The sequence below is a fragment of the Acinetobacter sp. WZC-1 genome, assembly GCF_052544965.1.
The window spans coordinates 144,645-160,139 of record NZ_CP199370.1; the positions used below are offsets into that span (position 1 = coordinate 144,645).

9 protein-coding genes, 2 tRNA genes and 3 rRNA genes are annotated in these 15,495 nt (G+C 46.0%); 11 read left to right on the plus strand and 3 right to left on the minus strand.

What is annotated here, in order from left to right; translation table 11 throughout:
- Positions 1 to 323 precede the first annotated feature (323 nt).
- The 3 genes from ACT6PV_RS00705 to ACT6PV_RS00715 are packed head-to-tail and all read right to left on the minus strand — an operon-like array spanning position 324 to position 3,248.
- Positions 324 to 893 carry an L-threonylcarbamoyladenylate synthase gene (locus ACT6PV_RS00705; protein ID WP_445114624.1) on the minus strand — a complete coding sequence of 190 codons (570 nt, stop codon included), beginning with the start codon at positions 891 to 893 and terminating at the stop codon, positions 324 to 326.
- A gap of 46 nt (positions 894 to 939) precedes the next feature.
- Positions 940 to 2,079: a DNA-processing protein DprA gene (dprA, locus tag ACT6PV_RS00710; protein WP_445114625.1), complete on the minus strand. Its 1,140-nt coding sequence runs from the start codon at positions 2,077 to 2,079 to the stop codon at positions 940 to 942.
- 14 nt (positions 2,080 to 2,093) lie between these two features.
- On the minus strand, positions 2,094 to 3,248 hold the full coding sequence (locus tag ACT6PV_RS00715; protein WP_445114626.1) for a LysM peptidoglycan-binding domain-containing protein: 1,155 nt from the start codon (positions 3,246 to 3,248) through the stop codon (positions 2,094 to 2,096).
- Between the two features lie 123 nt (positions 3,249 to 3,371).
- On the opposite strand from ACT6PV_RS00715, the gene def reads away from it, so the two are divergent.
- The 11 genes from def (at position 3,372) to ACT6PV_RS00770 (ending at position 15,084) form a co-directional block, all read left to right on the plus strand.
- Positions 3,372 to 3,902 carry a peptide deformylase gene (def, locus tag ACT6PV_RS00720; protein ID WP_445114627.1) on the plus strand — a complete coding sequence of 177 codons (531 nt, stop codon included), beginning with the start codon at positions 3,372 to 3,374 and terminating at the stop codon, positions 3,900 to 3,902.
- 139 nt (positions 3,903 to 4,041) lie between these two features.
- Positions 4,042 to 4,533: a DUF2946 domain-containing protein gene (locus tag ACT6PV_RS00725; protein WP_445114628.1), complete on the plus strand. Its 492-nt coding sequence runs from the start codon at positions 4,042 to 4,044 to the stop codon at positions 4,531 to 4,533.
- 71 nt (positions 4,534 to 4,604) lie between these two features.
- Complete coding sequence (locus tag ACT6PV_RS00730; protein WP_445114629.1) at positions 4,605 to 6,671, plus strand: TonB-dependent copper receptor; 2,067 nt, start codon at positions 4,605 to 4,607, stop codon at positions 6,669 to 6,671.
- A 655-nt stretch (positions 6,672 to 7,326) separates the two neighbouring features.
- Positions 7,327 to 8,865, plus strand: a 16S ribosomal RNA gene (locus ACT6PV_RS00735).
- A 61-nt stretch (positions 8,866 to 8,926) separates the two neighbouring features.
- Positions 8,927 to 9,003 (plus strand) — tRNA-Ile (locus ACT6PV_RS00740).
- A 48-nt stretch (positions 9,004 to 9,051) separates the two neighbouring features.
- A tRNA-Ala gene (locus ACT6PV_RS00745) sits at positions 9,052 to 9,127 on the plus strand.
- A 466-nt stretch (positions 9,128 to 9,593) separates the two neighbouring features.
- A 23S ribosomal RNA gene (locus ACT6PV_RS00750) occupies positions 9,594 to 12,485 on the plus strand.
- 176 nt (positions 12,486 to 12,661) lie between these two features.
- Positions 12,662 to 12,776, plus strand: a 5S ribosomal RNA gene (gene rrf / locus ACT6PV_RS00755).
- Together the 16S, 23S and 5S rRNA genes with 2 tRNA genes alongside form the textbook arrangement of a ribosomal RNA operon.
- 95 nt (positions 12,777 to 12,871) lie before the next feature.
- Complete coding sequence (locus tag ACT6PV_RS00760) at positions 12,872 to 14,125, plus strand: hypothetical protein (RefSeq protein ID WP_445114630.1); 1,254 nt, start codon at positions 12,872 to 12,874, stop codon at positions 14,123 to 14,125.
- 54 nt (positions 14,126 to 14,179) lie between these two features.
- Positions 14,180 to 14,557, plus strand: coding sequence for a helix-turn-helix domain-containing protein (locus ACT6PV_RS00765; RefSeq protein ID WP_445114631.1), 378 nt, complete (start codon positions 14,180 to 14,182; stop codon positions 14,555 to 14,557).
- Between the two features lie 20 nt (positions 14,558 to 14,577).
- Positions 14,578 to 15,084, plus strand: coding sequence for an IS630 family transposase (locus tag ACT6PV_RS00770; protein WP_445116978.1), 507 nt, complete (start codon positions 14,578 to 14,580; stop codon positions 15,082 to 15,084).
- Positions 15,085 to 15,495: the final 411 nt, after the last annotated feature.

Below are 15,495 nucleotides of genomic sequence, written 5' to 3' on the forward strand. Positions count from 1 at the left end.
TGGGCTCATCTGGATCCAGTAAAATTCTTCTGGATTTCCATTGTTTTTGTATGAATTAAAAATATTTTTAAAAATAATATTATCTTAATTTGAATAAAATAAAGATTGACTGAGCGTTTAAGTCTTATCGGATAAATAAAAAATGATTTGTATAAAAATCATTTGTGGCATATGATGGCGCCTGTAAGCAGCAGTCTGTTTTCAGTACATTACTGCTTCAAATGGATAACCCTTTGGATGTATGGTTAAGTTACATCCTTTTCTATGCTCAGCAAACTCTATATATTGCTGAGTTTTTTTTGTCTGTTATTTCTGCTGCCGGCCTAAGCCCGAATGACTTTTCCGGTCATGGCATCAATAATTTTACTGGACTGATGGTTCATGCCGGGGTCACCATTCAGATAGTTCAATCTGGATCCAAAGTACTGACGGGCCTGCTGTAATGACTGTGCAGGCGGCATGCCACTGGGGTTGGCGCTGGTGGAGACAATAAAGCCATTAAAGGCATTACACAGTGCTGTACACAGGGGATGTGTACTGACCCGGACTGCAACGCCGGCATGCTGGCCTTTAATCCATTGTGGAATACTGTCATCAGCAGGAAGCAACCATGTGGTTGCACGCTCAGCTGGTGTGCGTTGTGTCCAGCTGTTGATGATTTGCAAGCGGATTTCATCATCCACTTGTGTCAGCAGGTGCTCAATCTGACTGATCTGTCCGGCCAGTAAAATCACACCTTTTTCAGCAGGCCGCTGCTTCAGTTGTAAAATGGCCTGAAAAGCCTGTTCATTATAAGGGTCGCAACCCAGGCCCCAGACGGTTTCCGTCGGGTAGGCCAGCACTTTGCCCTGAGTCAGAAACTCAGCAGCTTCTGTGACTGAGGTTGTAATCATTGAAGGGGTTCCCTTGGTCTGTGTGTTAAACAGCTTATTGTGACCGTTAATGGCTGTTACGGCAACGCAGGTACAGACCGGATTGCTGAATGCACAGGCCTGAAAGCTCCAGTTCCATTAAAGCGCCGGTCAGTTCAGCAGTATCCAGCTGCAGTTTTGCAGCCAGTGTATCAAGGTCCTGCCCAATCCAGTCGAGTTGCTGGTACAGCAAAAATAAATGGCCAGGGATTTCAGGTTGCAGACTGACCGGACGAGATGTGTCTGTCTGTTGCTGATTGCAGTGCCACTGTGTGGGTAAGGCCAGGTCTTCAATGATCTGCTCGGGATGATCCACCAGGATGGCGCCTTCACGGATCAGCTGGTGGCAGCCCTGATGGAACTCACTGTAGATATGCCCGGGAATGGCAAAGGTGATTTTGCCCTGTTCGGCTGCCAGTTTTGCCGTAATCAGTGAGCCGCTGCCGATCTGAGCCTCGGCAACCAGTACGCCGAGACTTAAACCACTGACAATGCGGTTACGCCGTGGAAAATGATATTGCAGGGGTTTGGTGCCAGGCAGAAATTCACTCAGCACCGTACCGCCCTGTTCAAGAATCTGATTCTGCAATTGCAGGTTCTGGGAGGGATAGACCCGATCCAGTCCTGTACCGACCACCGCAATGGTTCGGTGATTTTTCAATGCACCGGTATGCGCAGCTTCATCAATACCCTGTGCCAGTCCACTGGTAATGAAAAAGCCTTTTTCACTTAAATACCAGGCAAAATCATAGGTCATCTGTTTGCCATGAGGGCTTGGTTTCCGACTGCCGACAATGGCAATCTGCGGCTGACTTAAATTTTGCAGCGAACCCCGGCCGAACAGAATGGGAGGCCGGTCCGTGTAGGGAAGCAACTGCTGTGGATAATAACTTTCACTTTCCGTGATGATGAAGTCAGTATGTGTCCGGATATCGTGCAGGCATTGTTCAAATTCCTGCTGGCCTTTATCGCTCAGAAAGTCCTGTGCCCGCTGAATATGATTCTGATGAATTTTCAGTTCAGCCCAGCGGGATAAGTTCTGTGGATGGGTGGCCTGCTCAGCTGAGCCAAAAAACTGTTCCAGCTGGCGGAATACCGAAAGGGAGTGTTGAACCAGATACCATAATCTGATGGTGTAAAGCTGCAGCTCAGATATTTCGTTCAACATCACGCCTCCATGAATTATTGATCAGAGATGGCAGGGGGCTGAATTACTGCACCCACCTTAACGGGCAGGGTGCTGTCCAGGATATAGGCATAACTCAGCTGATCGAAAGTTTTAAAGATCATCAGTGTGCCGATCAATTGGTTCGGCAATTGAATGCTTTCCCGGGTTTTAGGGTCCCGCACTATTTCCCCCTGCTGATAAATGCTGAATACCTGACCCGCTCTGGCACCATGCAGATTGCCCCGGTCCAGGGTTACCACGCTGTGCTGTGCCGCGGTGGCAATTGAACCCTGAACACGAATGATTTTACCGCCTGTGGTGACCTCCCGACTGGTCACAGGATAAAACAGGCTCGGGAGGTTGTTGTCATACTGGGGCAGGACATAATCCCCTTTTCTGACTTCTGCATTATAGCTTCTGGTCAGTTCAAGCGTAGCAATATCATGGCTGGCTGCAACCGCAAGTGCAGATGCCACTTCGATCAGTTCCATACCTGCATTGTATTTTTTGCCTTTGGCATCCACGAACATATAGGGTTCAGTTTCGCGGTAAACGCCATAGCGCTGACCGGTGACCAGGCCATTGCCACGTGCATAAACGGTCTGACCGGCAGCGGTGATCACCCGGTTATCTGCTGCACCCAGGATATAGGGAATATTGGTCAGAAATTCGGGTGAAACGATAATAGTGTGTTCCAGCCATTGCTGGATATGTGCCAGTGGAATCACTGGAATTGAATTATTCAGGGACTCAACACGGATTTGCGGTTTTAATGACACACCGCCCTGATGGCGGCGGATAATCCCTTCACAGCCGTCACCTTCGTCAACACCAATCAGTGGACGCCCGTCCAGGGTACAGAGCAGCAGTTTGTCTCCGGGATAAATCCAGTGCGGATTTTTGATATGGCGGTTACTTGCCCAGATTTCCGGCCAGCGCCAGGGTTTACTTAAGAACTTCCCCGAGATGTCCCACAGGGTATCTCCACGTTTGACCACATAGACATGAGGTGCATTGGCTTTCAGTGCAGGAGGTGTCTGGTTGGGGCTGGCGGCAATGGCATGATCAAGACAGATCATGCTGCTGCTCAGACAGAGCGCCAGAGCAACAACCTGTTTTTTAAACCCCATGGCATGCAAATTGACGATGCCATTGAAAACCTTTTTCATTATCATAATCCCTGAAATTATGTATCTAAATGCGTTATAATGTGCATATTACACATAGTTTTTTAATGAAGTATATTCTTCATTTGGTTTTAAGATCAATGGCATAGCAGTGAGGATACAGATATGGCCTTATTACCTGTTTTAAGTTTTCCTGATCCCCGTTTACGTACCATTGCCAAACCTCTTGAAGAAGTGACGGATGAAATCCGTCAACTTACAGCAGATATGTTTGAAACCATGTATGCAGCACCGGGCATTGGCCTGGCAGCAACACAGGTTGACCGTCATATTCAGTTGATTGTTATGGATCTGTCTGAAAATAAGGATCAGCCGATGGTATTCATTAACCCCAAAGTTACCCCGCTGACTGAAGAAACGCAGCCTTATGAAGAGGGCTGTCTGTCAGTGCCTCAAATATACGATAAAGTTGAGCGTCCGTCACGTGTAAAAATCGATGCAATGGATCTTGAAGGCCAGACTTTCGAGATGGAAGCAGAAGGTTTGCTTGCCGTATGTATTCAGCATGAAATGGATCACTTAAATGGCAAATTATTTTTGGATTATCTTTCTCCACTGAAACGGCAGCGTGCCCGTGAAAAGGTGGAAAAGGAGGTACGTCAGCGTCAGAAGGAAAACGTGACTGCTAAACGCTGATAAAGCAATGGCATGACGGTATAAAGCGCGACGTGTGTGAATCGACCATGAATGACGCCCTGGTCTGGCAGATTCAGTCTTTAATTCAGCCCGGTTTCGACCGGGCTTTGTTATACTCGGCGCTCAAAAAAATGTTGAGATGAATGTTTTGTTGTTTCGAACTGGGTTACTGCTGGGGTTTAGCGCAGTTTTTTTACAGATTGCTGTATTTTTACAGCCTTTGCTGCCGGAGCGATACCAGATTGCACCGGTCTGTGAAACCATTTCTCAGGCACTGACACAGCTTCAACCGACAGTACATCAGCATGCATCTTCCCATGATCATTCCCATACTCAGCATATGCAGCATTCAGCGCTGTTCCAGGGGCATACTGCACAAGCAGACTCTGCATCTGATCGGGCACATGATTCTGCCCTGGGTTCCGCGCATCACCATGACGTGGACCATCAGTGTCAGTACTGTACCGTATATGGCAATCTGGTGTTGCCACCTGAATTGAGCATCAAGCCGGTGCTGGATCGCATTCAGGTGCGTCTGATTGCCTTTCAGAAGGCATGCCTGCATGTTTATTTTGTTCTGCAGCGTCTTTTTCTGCTTCCCCAGGGGCGGGCTCCACCAGTCTTAATATAAATCAGTGGTTTAACATCAGGGTCTGCATTGACTCAGTCCCTGCTTTATTGATGATTTATAGTGAGATGAAAATGGCTCAGCCAGAATTTTTGTTACAGCCTTTGACGGCTGCGATTTGTATTGCATGCTATTCAGCCAGTGTTGCTGCACAGGAACAACCCAGTCCGACCGGTTATCTTGCGCCAATTGTGGTGACTGCACAGCGCGCCGGTGATGCGGGTGGTTTAATTGTCCATGCTGATCCAAAACAGCCGATTCAACCAATTCCGGCGACAGATGGGGCAGATTATCTGCAAAGTATTATGGGGTTCAGTGCCATTAAAAACGGTGGAACCAATGGGGATGTCACCTTCCGGGGCATGTTTGGTTCACGGATTAAAATTTTAACGGATGGCACTGAAAATCTGGGCGCATGTCCGAATCGTATGGATGCGCCGACGTCCTATATTCAGCCTGAAAGTTATGACCGGATTACGGTGATTAAAGGTCCACAAACTGTTCAATATCCACATACCGGTTCGGCGGCAACAGTGATCTTTGAACGGCAACCGGAACGGCTGTCTGCTGAACAGCCCTATCGTGGTCAGGCCAGTGTGACAGTGGGTTCCTATGGCCGCATTGATCATAATGTGGAAGCTGCTGTGGGCGATGAAACAAAATACCTTCGATTCAATGCCGGACGATCAGAATCAAACAGTTATGAAGATGGGGACGGCAATAAAGTTCCATCTGCATGGAAACGCTGGAATGCTGATGTTGCACTGGGCTGGACACCGGATGAAAACACGCTGGTGGAGCTGAGTGGAGGAAAATCCGATGGTGAGGCGTTGTATGCCGGCCGGGAGATGGATGGCTCACAATTTGCCCGGGAAAGTCTGGGACTGCGTTTTGAAAAGAAAAATCTGACGGATGTAATCAAAAAGGTCGAAGGACAGATCAATTACAGTTATAACGATCATGTCATGGATAATTTCAGGCTGCGTACAGCGCCGATGGTGCATGACATGGCCACGGATCAGATGGTGCCCAATCCTTCGGAAATGCGGGTCACTCGCCGTACTCTGAACAGCCGTCTGGCGATGACCATGAACTGGAGTGGTGTTGAGCTGGTGACTGGCGTTGATGCTCAGCAGAATAAGCATGGTGGCGACATGACCTCGCCATCCATGAATATACCATTTCAGTCTGACATGAAGTTTCAGTCCTATGGTGCTTTTGGTGAGCTGAGCTATCCTTTGAATGAACAACATAAAATTGTTACCGGGACCCGTATTGATCAGGTCAAAATTGACGCACTTAAACTGAATGATGATCGTTCGGAAACCTTGCCGAGTGCGTTTATCCGCCTGGAAGGCCAGCATCCCGGGCATGATGCCAAAAGCTATATTGGCCTGGGCTATGTAGAGCGTGTGCCGGATTACTGGGAACTTTTCAGTACCGCACATGGCAACAGCGGCATGTCAAAACCGGCATTCAATGACCTGGATACAGAAAAAACCCTGCAACTGGATATGGGTTATCAGCATCAGCATGGTGCATTCAGTTCCTGGGTTTCTGCTTATGCCGGGTTGATTAATGACTATATTCTTATGAGTTATCATGATCACCCGGTTGCCGGTATGGGAGGGCACAGTCATGGTTCCCGTTTCAGTGCCGGAGCAAAAAATGTTGATGCAACCATTGCAGGTGCTGAAGCCGGTGTGGGTTACCAGCTGACTGATGCATTGCAGGCAGAGCTCAGTGCGATGTATGCATGGGGTGAAAATACCACGGATCATCAGGCACTACCGCAAATTGCACCTTTGGAAGGACGCTTTAATCTGCGTTATGTTCGGGATCAATTTACCCTTGGTCTGTTGTGGAGAGCCGTTGCCAGACAGGATCGGATCAGCCTGAACCAGGGCAATATTGTCGGTTATGATATGGGAGAAAGTGCAGGTTTTACCACGCTTGCCCTGAATGCTTCCTATCATCTGATGAAGGATGTTGATCTGGCCGTGGGTGTCGATAATGTGCTGGATAAAACCTATACCGAACATTTGAACCGGGCAGGCAGTTCAGGTTTTGGCTTTGCCAGTCGTGAACAATTTAATAATGCCGGGCGGAATTACTGGGCACGGATCAGTATGAAGTTCTAAACGGACTTAAAGGGGTAAATATCAAAAACAATGCGGAAGTCATTGTGACTACAGTGGTTTCCGTTTTTTATAGGATATGGCCAAAAAACAGAAGTCCCGATTTTTGTCTGGCACTTTCAGCATAAATCCACCATATACCATGCGGGCAGGGCGAATAGATTTATGGGTAATTGAAGAAGAAATTGAAAATATAAAATAAATTTTAAATAAAAAACAATATGTTGAAATTTTTCTGGTTTAAAAACCGAACAGACATTCCATTTTGCATCAAACAACGCTTGCAAGGCATTTGAAATGCTCTATAATGCACATCCATTGGCGGCGACCTGATAAAAAATCTGTTGAATAACAGATATATGGCTTAAGTGCTGAGTTTTTATCCGGAGCGGGTATTTCTTAAAAACCTGACAGATACCTGTTGACATTTAAGAGATAGCGAGTAATATAGCCGACCTGTCCTGATGCTGCTGAGGCATTGGGTTGATCATTAAGAGCTTATGAAGAACAACTTGTGTGGATTTTCACTGATTGATTGATCGAAATATTATCATTGATTGATTGGTTTAAATTACTCGAAGTTTATTTGAGAGAATTTGTCAGTAATTGATGAGCCGGAATTGGCACCTTGTCTTTAAATTAAGGTGCAAAATGATTTTAACTGAAGAGTTTGATCATGGCTCAGATTGAACGCTGGCGGCAGGCTTAACACATGCAAGTCGAGCGGGGGATGTTGCTTCGGCAACTGACCCAGCGGCGGACGGGTGAGTACAACTTAGGAATCTGCCTGTTAGTGGGGGACAACGTTTCGAAAGGGACGCTAATACCGCATACGCCCCAAGGGGGAAAGGATGGGATCACTTGTGACCATTCGCTAACAGATGAGCCTAAGCCGGATTAGCTGGTTGGTGGGGTAAAGGCCTACCAAGGCGACGATCCGTAGCGGGTCTGAGAGGATGATCCGCCACACTGGGACTGAGACACGGCCCAGACTCCTACGGGAGGCAGCAGTGGGGAATATTGGACAATGGGGGGAACCCTGATCCAGCCATGCCGCGTGTGTGAAGAAGGCCTTATGGTTGTAAAGCACTTTAAGCGGGGAGGAGACTGCATTGGTTAATAGCTGATGAGAGTGGACGTTACCCGCAGAATAAGCACCGGCTAACTCTGTGCCAGCAGCCGCGGTAATACAGAGGGTGCGAGCGTTAATCGGATTTACTGGGCGTAAAGCGTACGTAGGCGGCTGATTAAGTCGGATGTGAAATCCCCGGGCTCAACCTGGGAATTGCATACGATACTGGTCGGCTTGAGTATGGGAGAGGATGGTAGAATTCCAGGTGTAGCGGTGAAATGCGTAGAGATCTGGAGGAATACCGATGGCGAAGGCAGCCATCTGGCCTGATACTGACGCTGAGGTACGAAAGCATGGGGAGCAAACAGGATTAGATACCCTGGTAGTCCATGCCGTAAACGATGTCTACTAGCCGTTGGGGCCTTTGAGGCTTTGGTGGCGCAGCTAACGCGATAAGTAGACCGCCTGGGGAGTACGGTCGCAAGACTAAAACTCAAATGAATTGACGGGGGCCCGCACAAGCGGTGGAGCATGTGGTTTAATTCGATGCAACGCGAAGAACCTTACCTGGCCTTGACATACTAAGAATCCCGTAGAGATACGGGAGTGCCTTCGGGAATTTAGATACAGGTGCTGCATGGCTGTCGTCAGCTCGTGTCGTGAGATGTTGGGTTAAGTCCCGCAACGAGCGCAACCCTTTTCCTTACTTGCCAGCATTTCGGATGGGAACTTTAAGGATACTGCCAGTGACAAACTGGAGGAAGGCGGGGACGACGTCAAGTCATCATGGCCCTTACGGCCAGGGCTACACACGTGCTACAATGGTCGGTACAAAGGGTTGCTACACAGCGATGTGATGCCAATCTCAAAAAGCCGATCGTAGTCCGGATTGGAGTCTGCAACTCGACTCCATGAAGTCGGAATCGCTAGTAATCGCGGATCAGAATGCCGCGGTGAATACGTTCCCGGGCCTTGTACACACCGCCCGTCACACCATGGGAGTTTGTTGCACCAGAAGTAGCTAGCCTAACTGCAAAGAGGGCGGTTACCACGGTGTGGCCGATGACTGGGGTGAAGTCGTAACAAGGTAGCCGTAGGGGAACCTGCGGCTGGATCACCTCCTTAACGAAAGATTGACGATTGGTGAGAATTCACAACAGGTTGTTCTTCATGACGATGTATCTGAGGGTCTGTAGCTCAGTTGGTTAGAGCACACGCTTGATAAGCGTGGGGTCACAAGTTCAAGTCTTGTCAGACCCACCACTACTGACGCAGTACGGAAAATCAGACACATTGACTTATTGATAAGTCGGGGACTTAGCTTAGTTGGTAGAGCGCCTGCTTTGCACGCAGGAGGTCAGGAGTTCGACTCTCCTAGTCTCCACCAGAGTTTCGGATCAGCAAAGCAACGCTTTGCCGAAACGCAAGACAAGCAGCTATGCTGCGCGTAGTATTTGATTTTACATGACAGTGAAAGAAAAATATTGCAGGAAGCTGTGCTTCGCGCAGGCACCCATTTGAAAGACAGGATTGATTATGGAATTTAATGAACATTCAGTTTATTAACTTCTGTGATTCATCACGGATACCTACCTGCTGACGAGGCGGTAGTGAATCATTAACAGCATATATTTGAGTTGAAATAATTGTTTGGCTTATTTTATGAAGTTTTAACAGAGAACTGTTGATGCTGAATGGAATGAGCACTAGCGAACAAACTGAATCAAGCGTTTTGGTATATGAAATTGATTGAAGCTGTACAGTGATTGAATTCACAGGCCACAAATAGTAGCGATGAATAATCGCACGGACAACACTCACTTGTAGGTGTTGACGACTGTTTGGGGTTGTATGGTCAAGTAATTAAGTGCATGTGGTGGATGCCTTGGCAGTCAGAGGCGAAGAAAGACGTGACAGCCTGCGAAAAGCTCCGGGGAGGCGGCAAATATCCTTTGATCCGGAGATATCTGAATGGGGAAACCCACTTACCATAAGGTAGGTATCGCATGATGAATACATAGTCATGCGAGGCGAACGGGGGGAAGTGAAACATCTCAGTACCCCCAGGAAAAGAAATCAATTGAGATTCCCTGAGTAGCGGCGAGCGAACGGGGAACAGCCCATAAAGTGATGCATGTTCTAGCGGAATGCTCTGGGAAGAGCAACCACAGAGGGTGATAGTCCCGTACACGAAAGGGCATGCATGATGAAGACGAGTAGGGCGGGGCACGAGAAACCCTGTCTGAACATGGGGGGACCATCCTCCAAGGCTAAATACTCCTGACTGACCGATAGTGAACCAGTACCGTGAGGGAAAGGCGAAAAGAACCCCTGTGAGGGGAGTGAAACAGATCCTGAAACCGCATGCATACAAGCAGTGGGAGCCGACTTGTTCGGTGACTGCGTACCTTTTGTATAATGGGTCAGCGACTTATATTCAGTAGCAAGGTTAACCGTCTAGGGGAGCCGTAGGGAAACCGAGTCTTAATAGGGCGCATAGTTGCTGGGTATAGACCCGAAACCAGGCGATCTATCCATGAGCAGGCTGAAGGTCAGGTAACACTGACTGGAGGGCCGAACCCACTGTCGTTGAAAAGCCAGGGGATGACTTGTGGATAGGGGTGAAAGGCTAATCAAGCCTGGTGATAGCTGGTTCTCCCCGAAAGCTATTTAGGTAGCGCCTCGGACGAATACCACAGGGGGTAGAGCACTGTTTCGGCTAGGGGGTCATCCCGACTTACCAAACCGATGCAAACTCCGAATACCTGTGAGTACTATCCGGGAGACAGACTGCGGGTGCTAACGTCCGCAGTCAAGAGGACAACAATCCAGACCGCCAGCTAAGGCCCCAAAATCATGGTTAAGTGGGAAACGATGTGGGAAGGCACAGACAGCCAGGAGGTTGGCTTAGAAGCAGCCATCCTTTAAAGAAAGCGTAATAGCTCACTGGTCGAGTCGGCCTGCGCGGAAGATGTAACGGGGCTAAAACCATGTGCCGAAGCTGCGGATTTGACTTATGGTCAAGTGGTAGGGGAGCGTTCTGTAAGCTGATGAAGGTGTGTTGAGAAGCATGCTGGAGGTATCAGAAGTGCGAATGCTGACGTGAGTAACGATAAAACGGGTGAAAAACCCGTTCGCTGAAAGACCAAGGGTTCCAGTCCAACGTTAATCGGGGCTGGGTGAGTCGACCCCTAAGGCGAGGCCGAGAGGCGTAGTCGATGGGAAACTGGTGAATATTCCAGTACTTCTGTGTAATGCGATGAGAGGACGGAGAAGGTTAGGTCAGCCTGGCGATGGTAGTCCAGGTGAAAGGTTGTAGGCATGTATCCCAGGCAAATCCGGGGTGCTTTATGCTGAGAGCTGACATCAAGTAAGTTTTACTTACGAAGTGGCTGATACCCTGCTTCCAGGAAAAGTCTCTAAGCTTCAGTTACACAGGAATCGTACCCGAAACCGACACAGGTGGTCAGGTCGAGTAGACCAAAGCGCTTGAGAGAACTCTGCTGAAGGAACTAGGCAAAATGGTACCGTAACTTCGGGAGAAGGTACGCTGCTGACGGTGACGGGACTTGCTCCCTGAGCTGTTGGCAGCCACAGAAACCAGGCCGCTGCAACTGTTTATTAAAAACATAGCACTCTGCAAACACGAAAGTGGACGTATAGGGTGTGATGCCTGCCCGGTGCTGGAAGGTTAATTGATGGGGTCAGCGCAAGCGAAGCTCCTGATCGAAGCCCCAGTAAACGGCGGCCGTAACTATAACGGTCCTAAGGTAGCGAAATTCCTTGTCGGGTAAGTTCCGACCTGCACGAATGGCATAATGATGGCGGCGCTGTCTCCAGCAGAGGCTCAGTGAAATCGAAATCGCTGTGAAGATGCAGTGTACCCGCGGCTAGACGGAAAGACCCCGTGAACCTTTACTGCAGCTTGACACTGAACTTTGACCTTACCTGTGCAGGATAGGTGGGAGGCTATGAAGATTGGACGCCAGTCTGACTGGAGCCATCCTTGAAATACCACCCTGGTAATGTTGAGGTTCTAACTCTGTCCCGTTATCCGGGACGAGGACCGTGTCTGGTGGGTAGTTTGACTGGGGCGGTCTCCTCCTAAAGAGTAACGGAGGAGTACGAAGGTGCGCTCAGCGTGGTCGGAAATCACGCGTAGAGTATAAAGGCAAAAGCGCGCTTGACTGCGAGACCCACAAGTCGAGCAGGTACGAAAGTAGGTCTTAGTGATCCGGTGGTTCTGAATGGAAGGGCCATCGCTCAACGGATAAAAGGTACTCTGGGGATAACAGGCTGATACCGCCCAAGAGTTCATATCGACGGCGGTGTTTGGCACCTCGATGTCGGCTCATCTCATCCTGGGGCTGAAGCAGGTCCCAAGGGTATGGCTGTTCGCCATTTAAAGAGGTACGCGAGCTGGGTTTAGAACGTCGTGAGACAGTTCGGTCCCTATCTACCGTGGGCGCTGGAAATTTGAGAGGATCTGCTCTCAGTACGAGAGGACCGGAGTGGACGAACCCCTGGTGTACCGGTTGTGACGCCCGTCGCATCGCCGGGTAGCTATGTTCGGAAGGGATAACCGCTGAAAGCATCTAAGCGGGAAGCCCACCTCAAGATAAGATTTCCCTTGAACTTTATGTTCACTAAAGATCCGTTCGAGACCAGGACGTTGATAGGCTGGATGTGGAAGCACGGTGACGTGTGAAGCTGACCAGTACTAATTGATCGTGAGGCTTGACCATACAACACCCAAGCGGTTGTTTATGAGGCATTGATTGATTTCATGAAAAGGATCAAAGTTAATTGATTCAGTTAAAAAGCCGGATACAATATTCAACTCAGATATTCTGTTAATACTCTTTTGGCTGAAAGCTGTGGCATTTAAATAAGACCGCAGTGAGTATCCATCAACAGTTGTGCTGGCGACCATAGCGAGAGTGAACCACCTGATCCCATCCCGAACTCAGAAGTGAAACCTCTTAGCGCTGATGGTAGTGTGGGGTTACCCATGTGAGAGTAAGTCATCGCCAGCTCATTATTTCCACACCCCGGCCAAAAAGGTCGGGGTGTTTTTTATTGCATGAATTTTTGATATGGTAAATTAAATTAAAAATAGAGATGTTAGCTTATGAATAAACTTAAAGAACATCGAATAATAAATCGAATGTTGGATTCTATATTTCAAGCAAAGGCTTTTGTTAAGATTAATACTTTTGATGATATAAAAAATCTTGAATGTATTATTTCACAAGAATTAAAATTATCAAGTAATAAGAGTATGTATATGACATTGGCAACAAGGAAAATAATGGTAGAAGTTACAGAAAAGTTACTTATATACTATGAATTACAAGATGCTATTACATTTTCAGAACTTTATTCAGTCGTAAAAAGACACTATGAAAATCGCTTAAGCTTGAGTGAAGATAACAAAAACATGATTGAAGAGATTCACAGTAAAGCAAAGAAAGAAATCAAAAATTTTAATTATATAGCATGTTGTGAAGGCATTAGCTTTGAAGAAGTTGGTTTCTTAGACTGTGGGAACTATCGAGTAATTCAAAGTGATGAAGATATTTTTAGAAGAGCTTATGGGAAAGATGATGTAAATTTTTTTAATAGAATGAATAAATATTTGTGGATACAAGGGAAAGAAATAGGAAGTCAAAAGAAATCAGCCGAAAAGTTTCATTATATTTCGAATATACTTACTGGATTTATAGGAGTTTGTACACAAACAATTAATGAGCGATTAATTTTGGATTATAGAATCCAAGTTTTAAATTCATTTTCTGGTCAAAAAATATCTAGCCCAAGCTTAAGTTGGCTAGATGAGAAAGAAGGGGGTACCTTCTTATATGATTCAATAAATTTTAGAGAAATTAAATTAACATCAGAAATTATAAATTATTTTAATAATAACTTATTTTTTAATAACTTTTTTCAAGCTTTACAGAAAGATTCACAAAATGAAATAGAAGAAGCGGTTATTAAAGCAGTGTATTGGTTTTCTGAAGCAACTAAAGATAATAACAATACAATGAAATTTATAAAACTTTGGTCATGTGTGGAATGTTTTTTTTCTATTGGTAAAGAGTCTATTTCAGAATCAAATGCTAAAGGTTTAGCATCAATATTGGTATATGGTGGTTTTCAAATATATAGTGTTGAAGAATATAAAATTTTAAAAAAACATATCAAAAATTTATATACTAAAAGATCAAAAGCTTTACATAGAGCTTACTGGGCTGAGATAGATGAAGTGGATGTAGTTAATTTGGCGAATTGGTCTGCTTGGCTGATTATTAATGTATTGGCATTGAAAGTATTGTTAAATTATACAAAGCTCAAAGAAATAATTGAACAGGCGAAGAGGTTATAGCAAGATGCACTTTTTGAGCTACAATAGACAAACCCCTTTAAATTGCTTATCCATATGCCAAAGATATATTCAGAAGATTTACGCCGGAAAGTCATGGAATTCTACCGAAAGAGTGGTCATAAATCGAATACCTGCACGACGTTCAATATCGCCCGCACAACATTGGATGACTGGATTCTGCTTGAACAGCAGACAGGACAGCTGGCTCAGCCTAAACTTGTCAATGTGGGCAGACCTTCAACCATTAAGGATCTGCCTGCTTTCAAAGTATTTGTTGAAAATACAAAGTTCTCACAGGCAAAAGACCTGGTTCCACTCTTTAAAAACCAGTTCGGATATGCAGTTTCCTATGATGTCATATTGGCAACGCTTCATAAACTGGGATGGACGCATAAAAAAAGAGTTTCCTCTACAGACAGGCCTGCAAAATAAGCAGAACCGTATTTCAGTGGATTCTTCCTCAGTGGGAACAGGAATATGGCAGGGAAAATATTCTGTATATCGATGAATCAGGAATCAATACAACTGACACGGCAGAATATGGCTGGTCATTTAAGGGGAAATGCTGTCAGGATTTAAAGTCAGGCGGTCATGGAAAAAGAATGAGTATGATCAGTGCGGTAAGGTCGAGTGCTCCCTGCAGTTTTCTATCACCGCTGGTTTTTCAGGGTTCATGTGACAGACATTTATTTACAGGGTGGCTTGATTATTTATTTCGGAATTTACCCGGGTCAGGGTATCTTTTGATCCTGGACAATGCATCCATTCATAAAGGCCGGGAAATAGAACAGCTTGCTGAAACGTATAATGTACGGATCGCCTACCTTCCGGCATATAGCCCTGATTTGAATCCGATTGAACAGGCATGGTCTGTACTGAAAAGGAAAGTCAGGAATATTGTAAGTCAACAGAATATTTCCATCTGTGAGGCTCTGGATATCGGATTTAAAGAAATGTAGCCCTTAATTTGCATGTGGCTATAGATGAAATTCATAAAAAACTAAGCTAAGAGTCGTTTTTTATAATATAGTTCTCCGATAAATAGTTAAGATATTTCTTTATAAGGTAAGACTATTTAAGCTAATTTAGCGCTTTAGAATTTGTAAAAATGGCTGAAAATAAAGCGATTATTAATTATCTAAAACGCATATAAATTCAAAAAACGATGTAAATATAAAAAGAAAACCCCATCATCCTGATGGGGTTTTCTTCGTATTGGTAAGTTAGATCTGACTCCTGTCGAATCTCACGTTCCTGATGCTCAGACCAATTATTGTTGTTTTTTGTCTGGGGAACTTCCTGTTCCCTATAAGTATAGAATAGGTGAATCTTGGTAAGCCGTATATTCGCTAATTTCGACAGGCTTTGTA

What these genes read in the sequence shown, in the direction of transcription:
- def (WP_445114627.1), top strand. Translation starts at nt 3,372, where the DNA reads ATGGCCTTATTACCTGTTTTAAGTTTTCCTGATCCCCGTTTACGTACC.
- ACT6PV_RS00765 (WP_445114631.1), top strand. Translation starts at nt 14,180, where the DNA reads ATGCCAAAGATATATTCAGAAGATTTACGCCGGAAAGTCATGGAATTC.
- ACT6PV_RS00725 (WP_445114628.1), top strand. Translation starts at nt 4,042, where the DNA reads ATGAATGTTTTGTTGTTTCGAACTGGGTTACTGCTGGGGTTTAGCGCA.
- ACT6PV_RS00730 (WP_445114629.1), top strand. Translation starts at nt 4,605, where the DNA reads ATGGCTCAGCCAGAATTTTTGTTACAGCCTTTGACGGCTGCGATTTGT.
- ACT6PV_RS00715 (WP_445114626.1), bottom strand. Translation starts at nt 3,248, where the DNA reads ATGAAAAAGGTTTTCAATGGCATCGTCAATTTGCATGCCATGGGGTTT.
- ACT6PV_RS00760 (WP_445114630.1), top strand. Translation starts at nt 12,872, where the DNA reads ATGAATAAACTTAAAGAACATCGAATAATAAATCGAATGTTGGATTCT.
- ACT6PV_RS00705 (WP_445114624.1), bottom strand. Translation starts at nt 893, where the DNA reads ATGATTACAACCTCAGTCACAGAAGCTGCTGAGTTTCTGACTCAGGGC.
- dprA (WP_445114625.1), bottom strand. Translation starts at nt 2,079, where the DNA reads ATGTTGAACGAAATATCTGAGCTGCAGCTTTACACCATCAGATTATGG.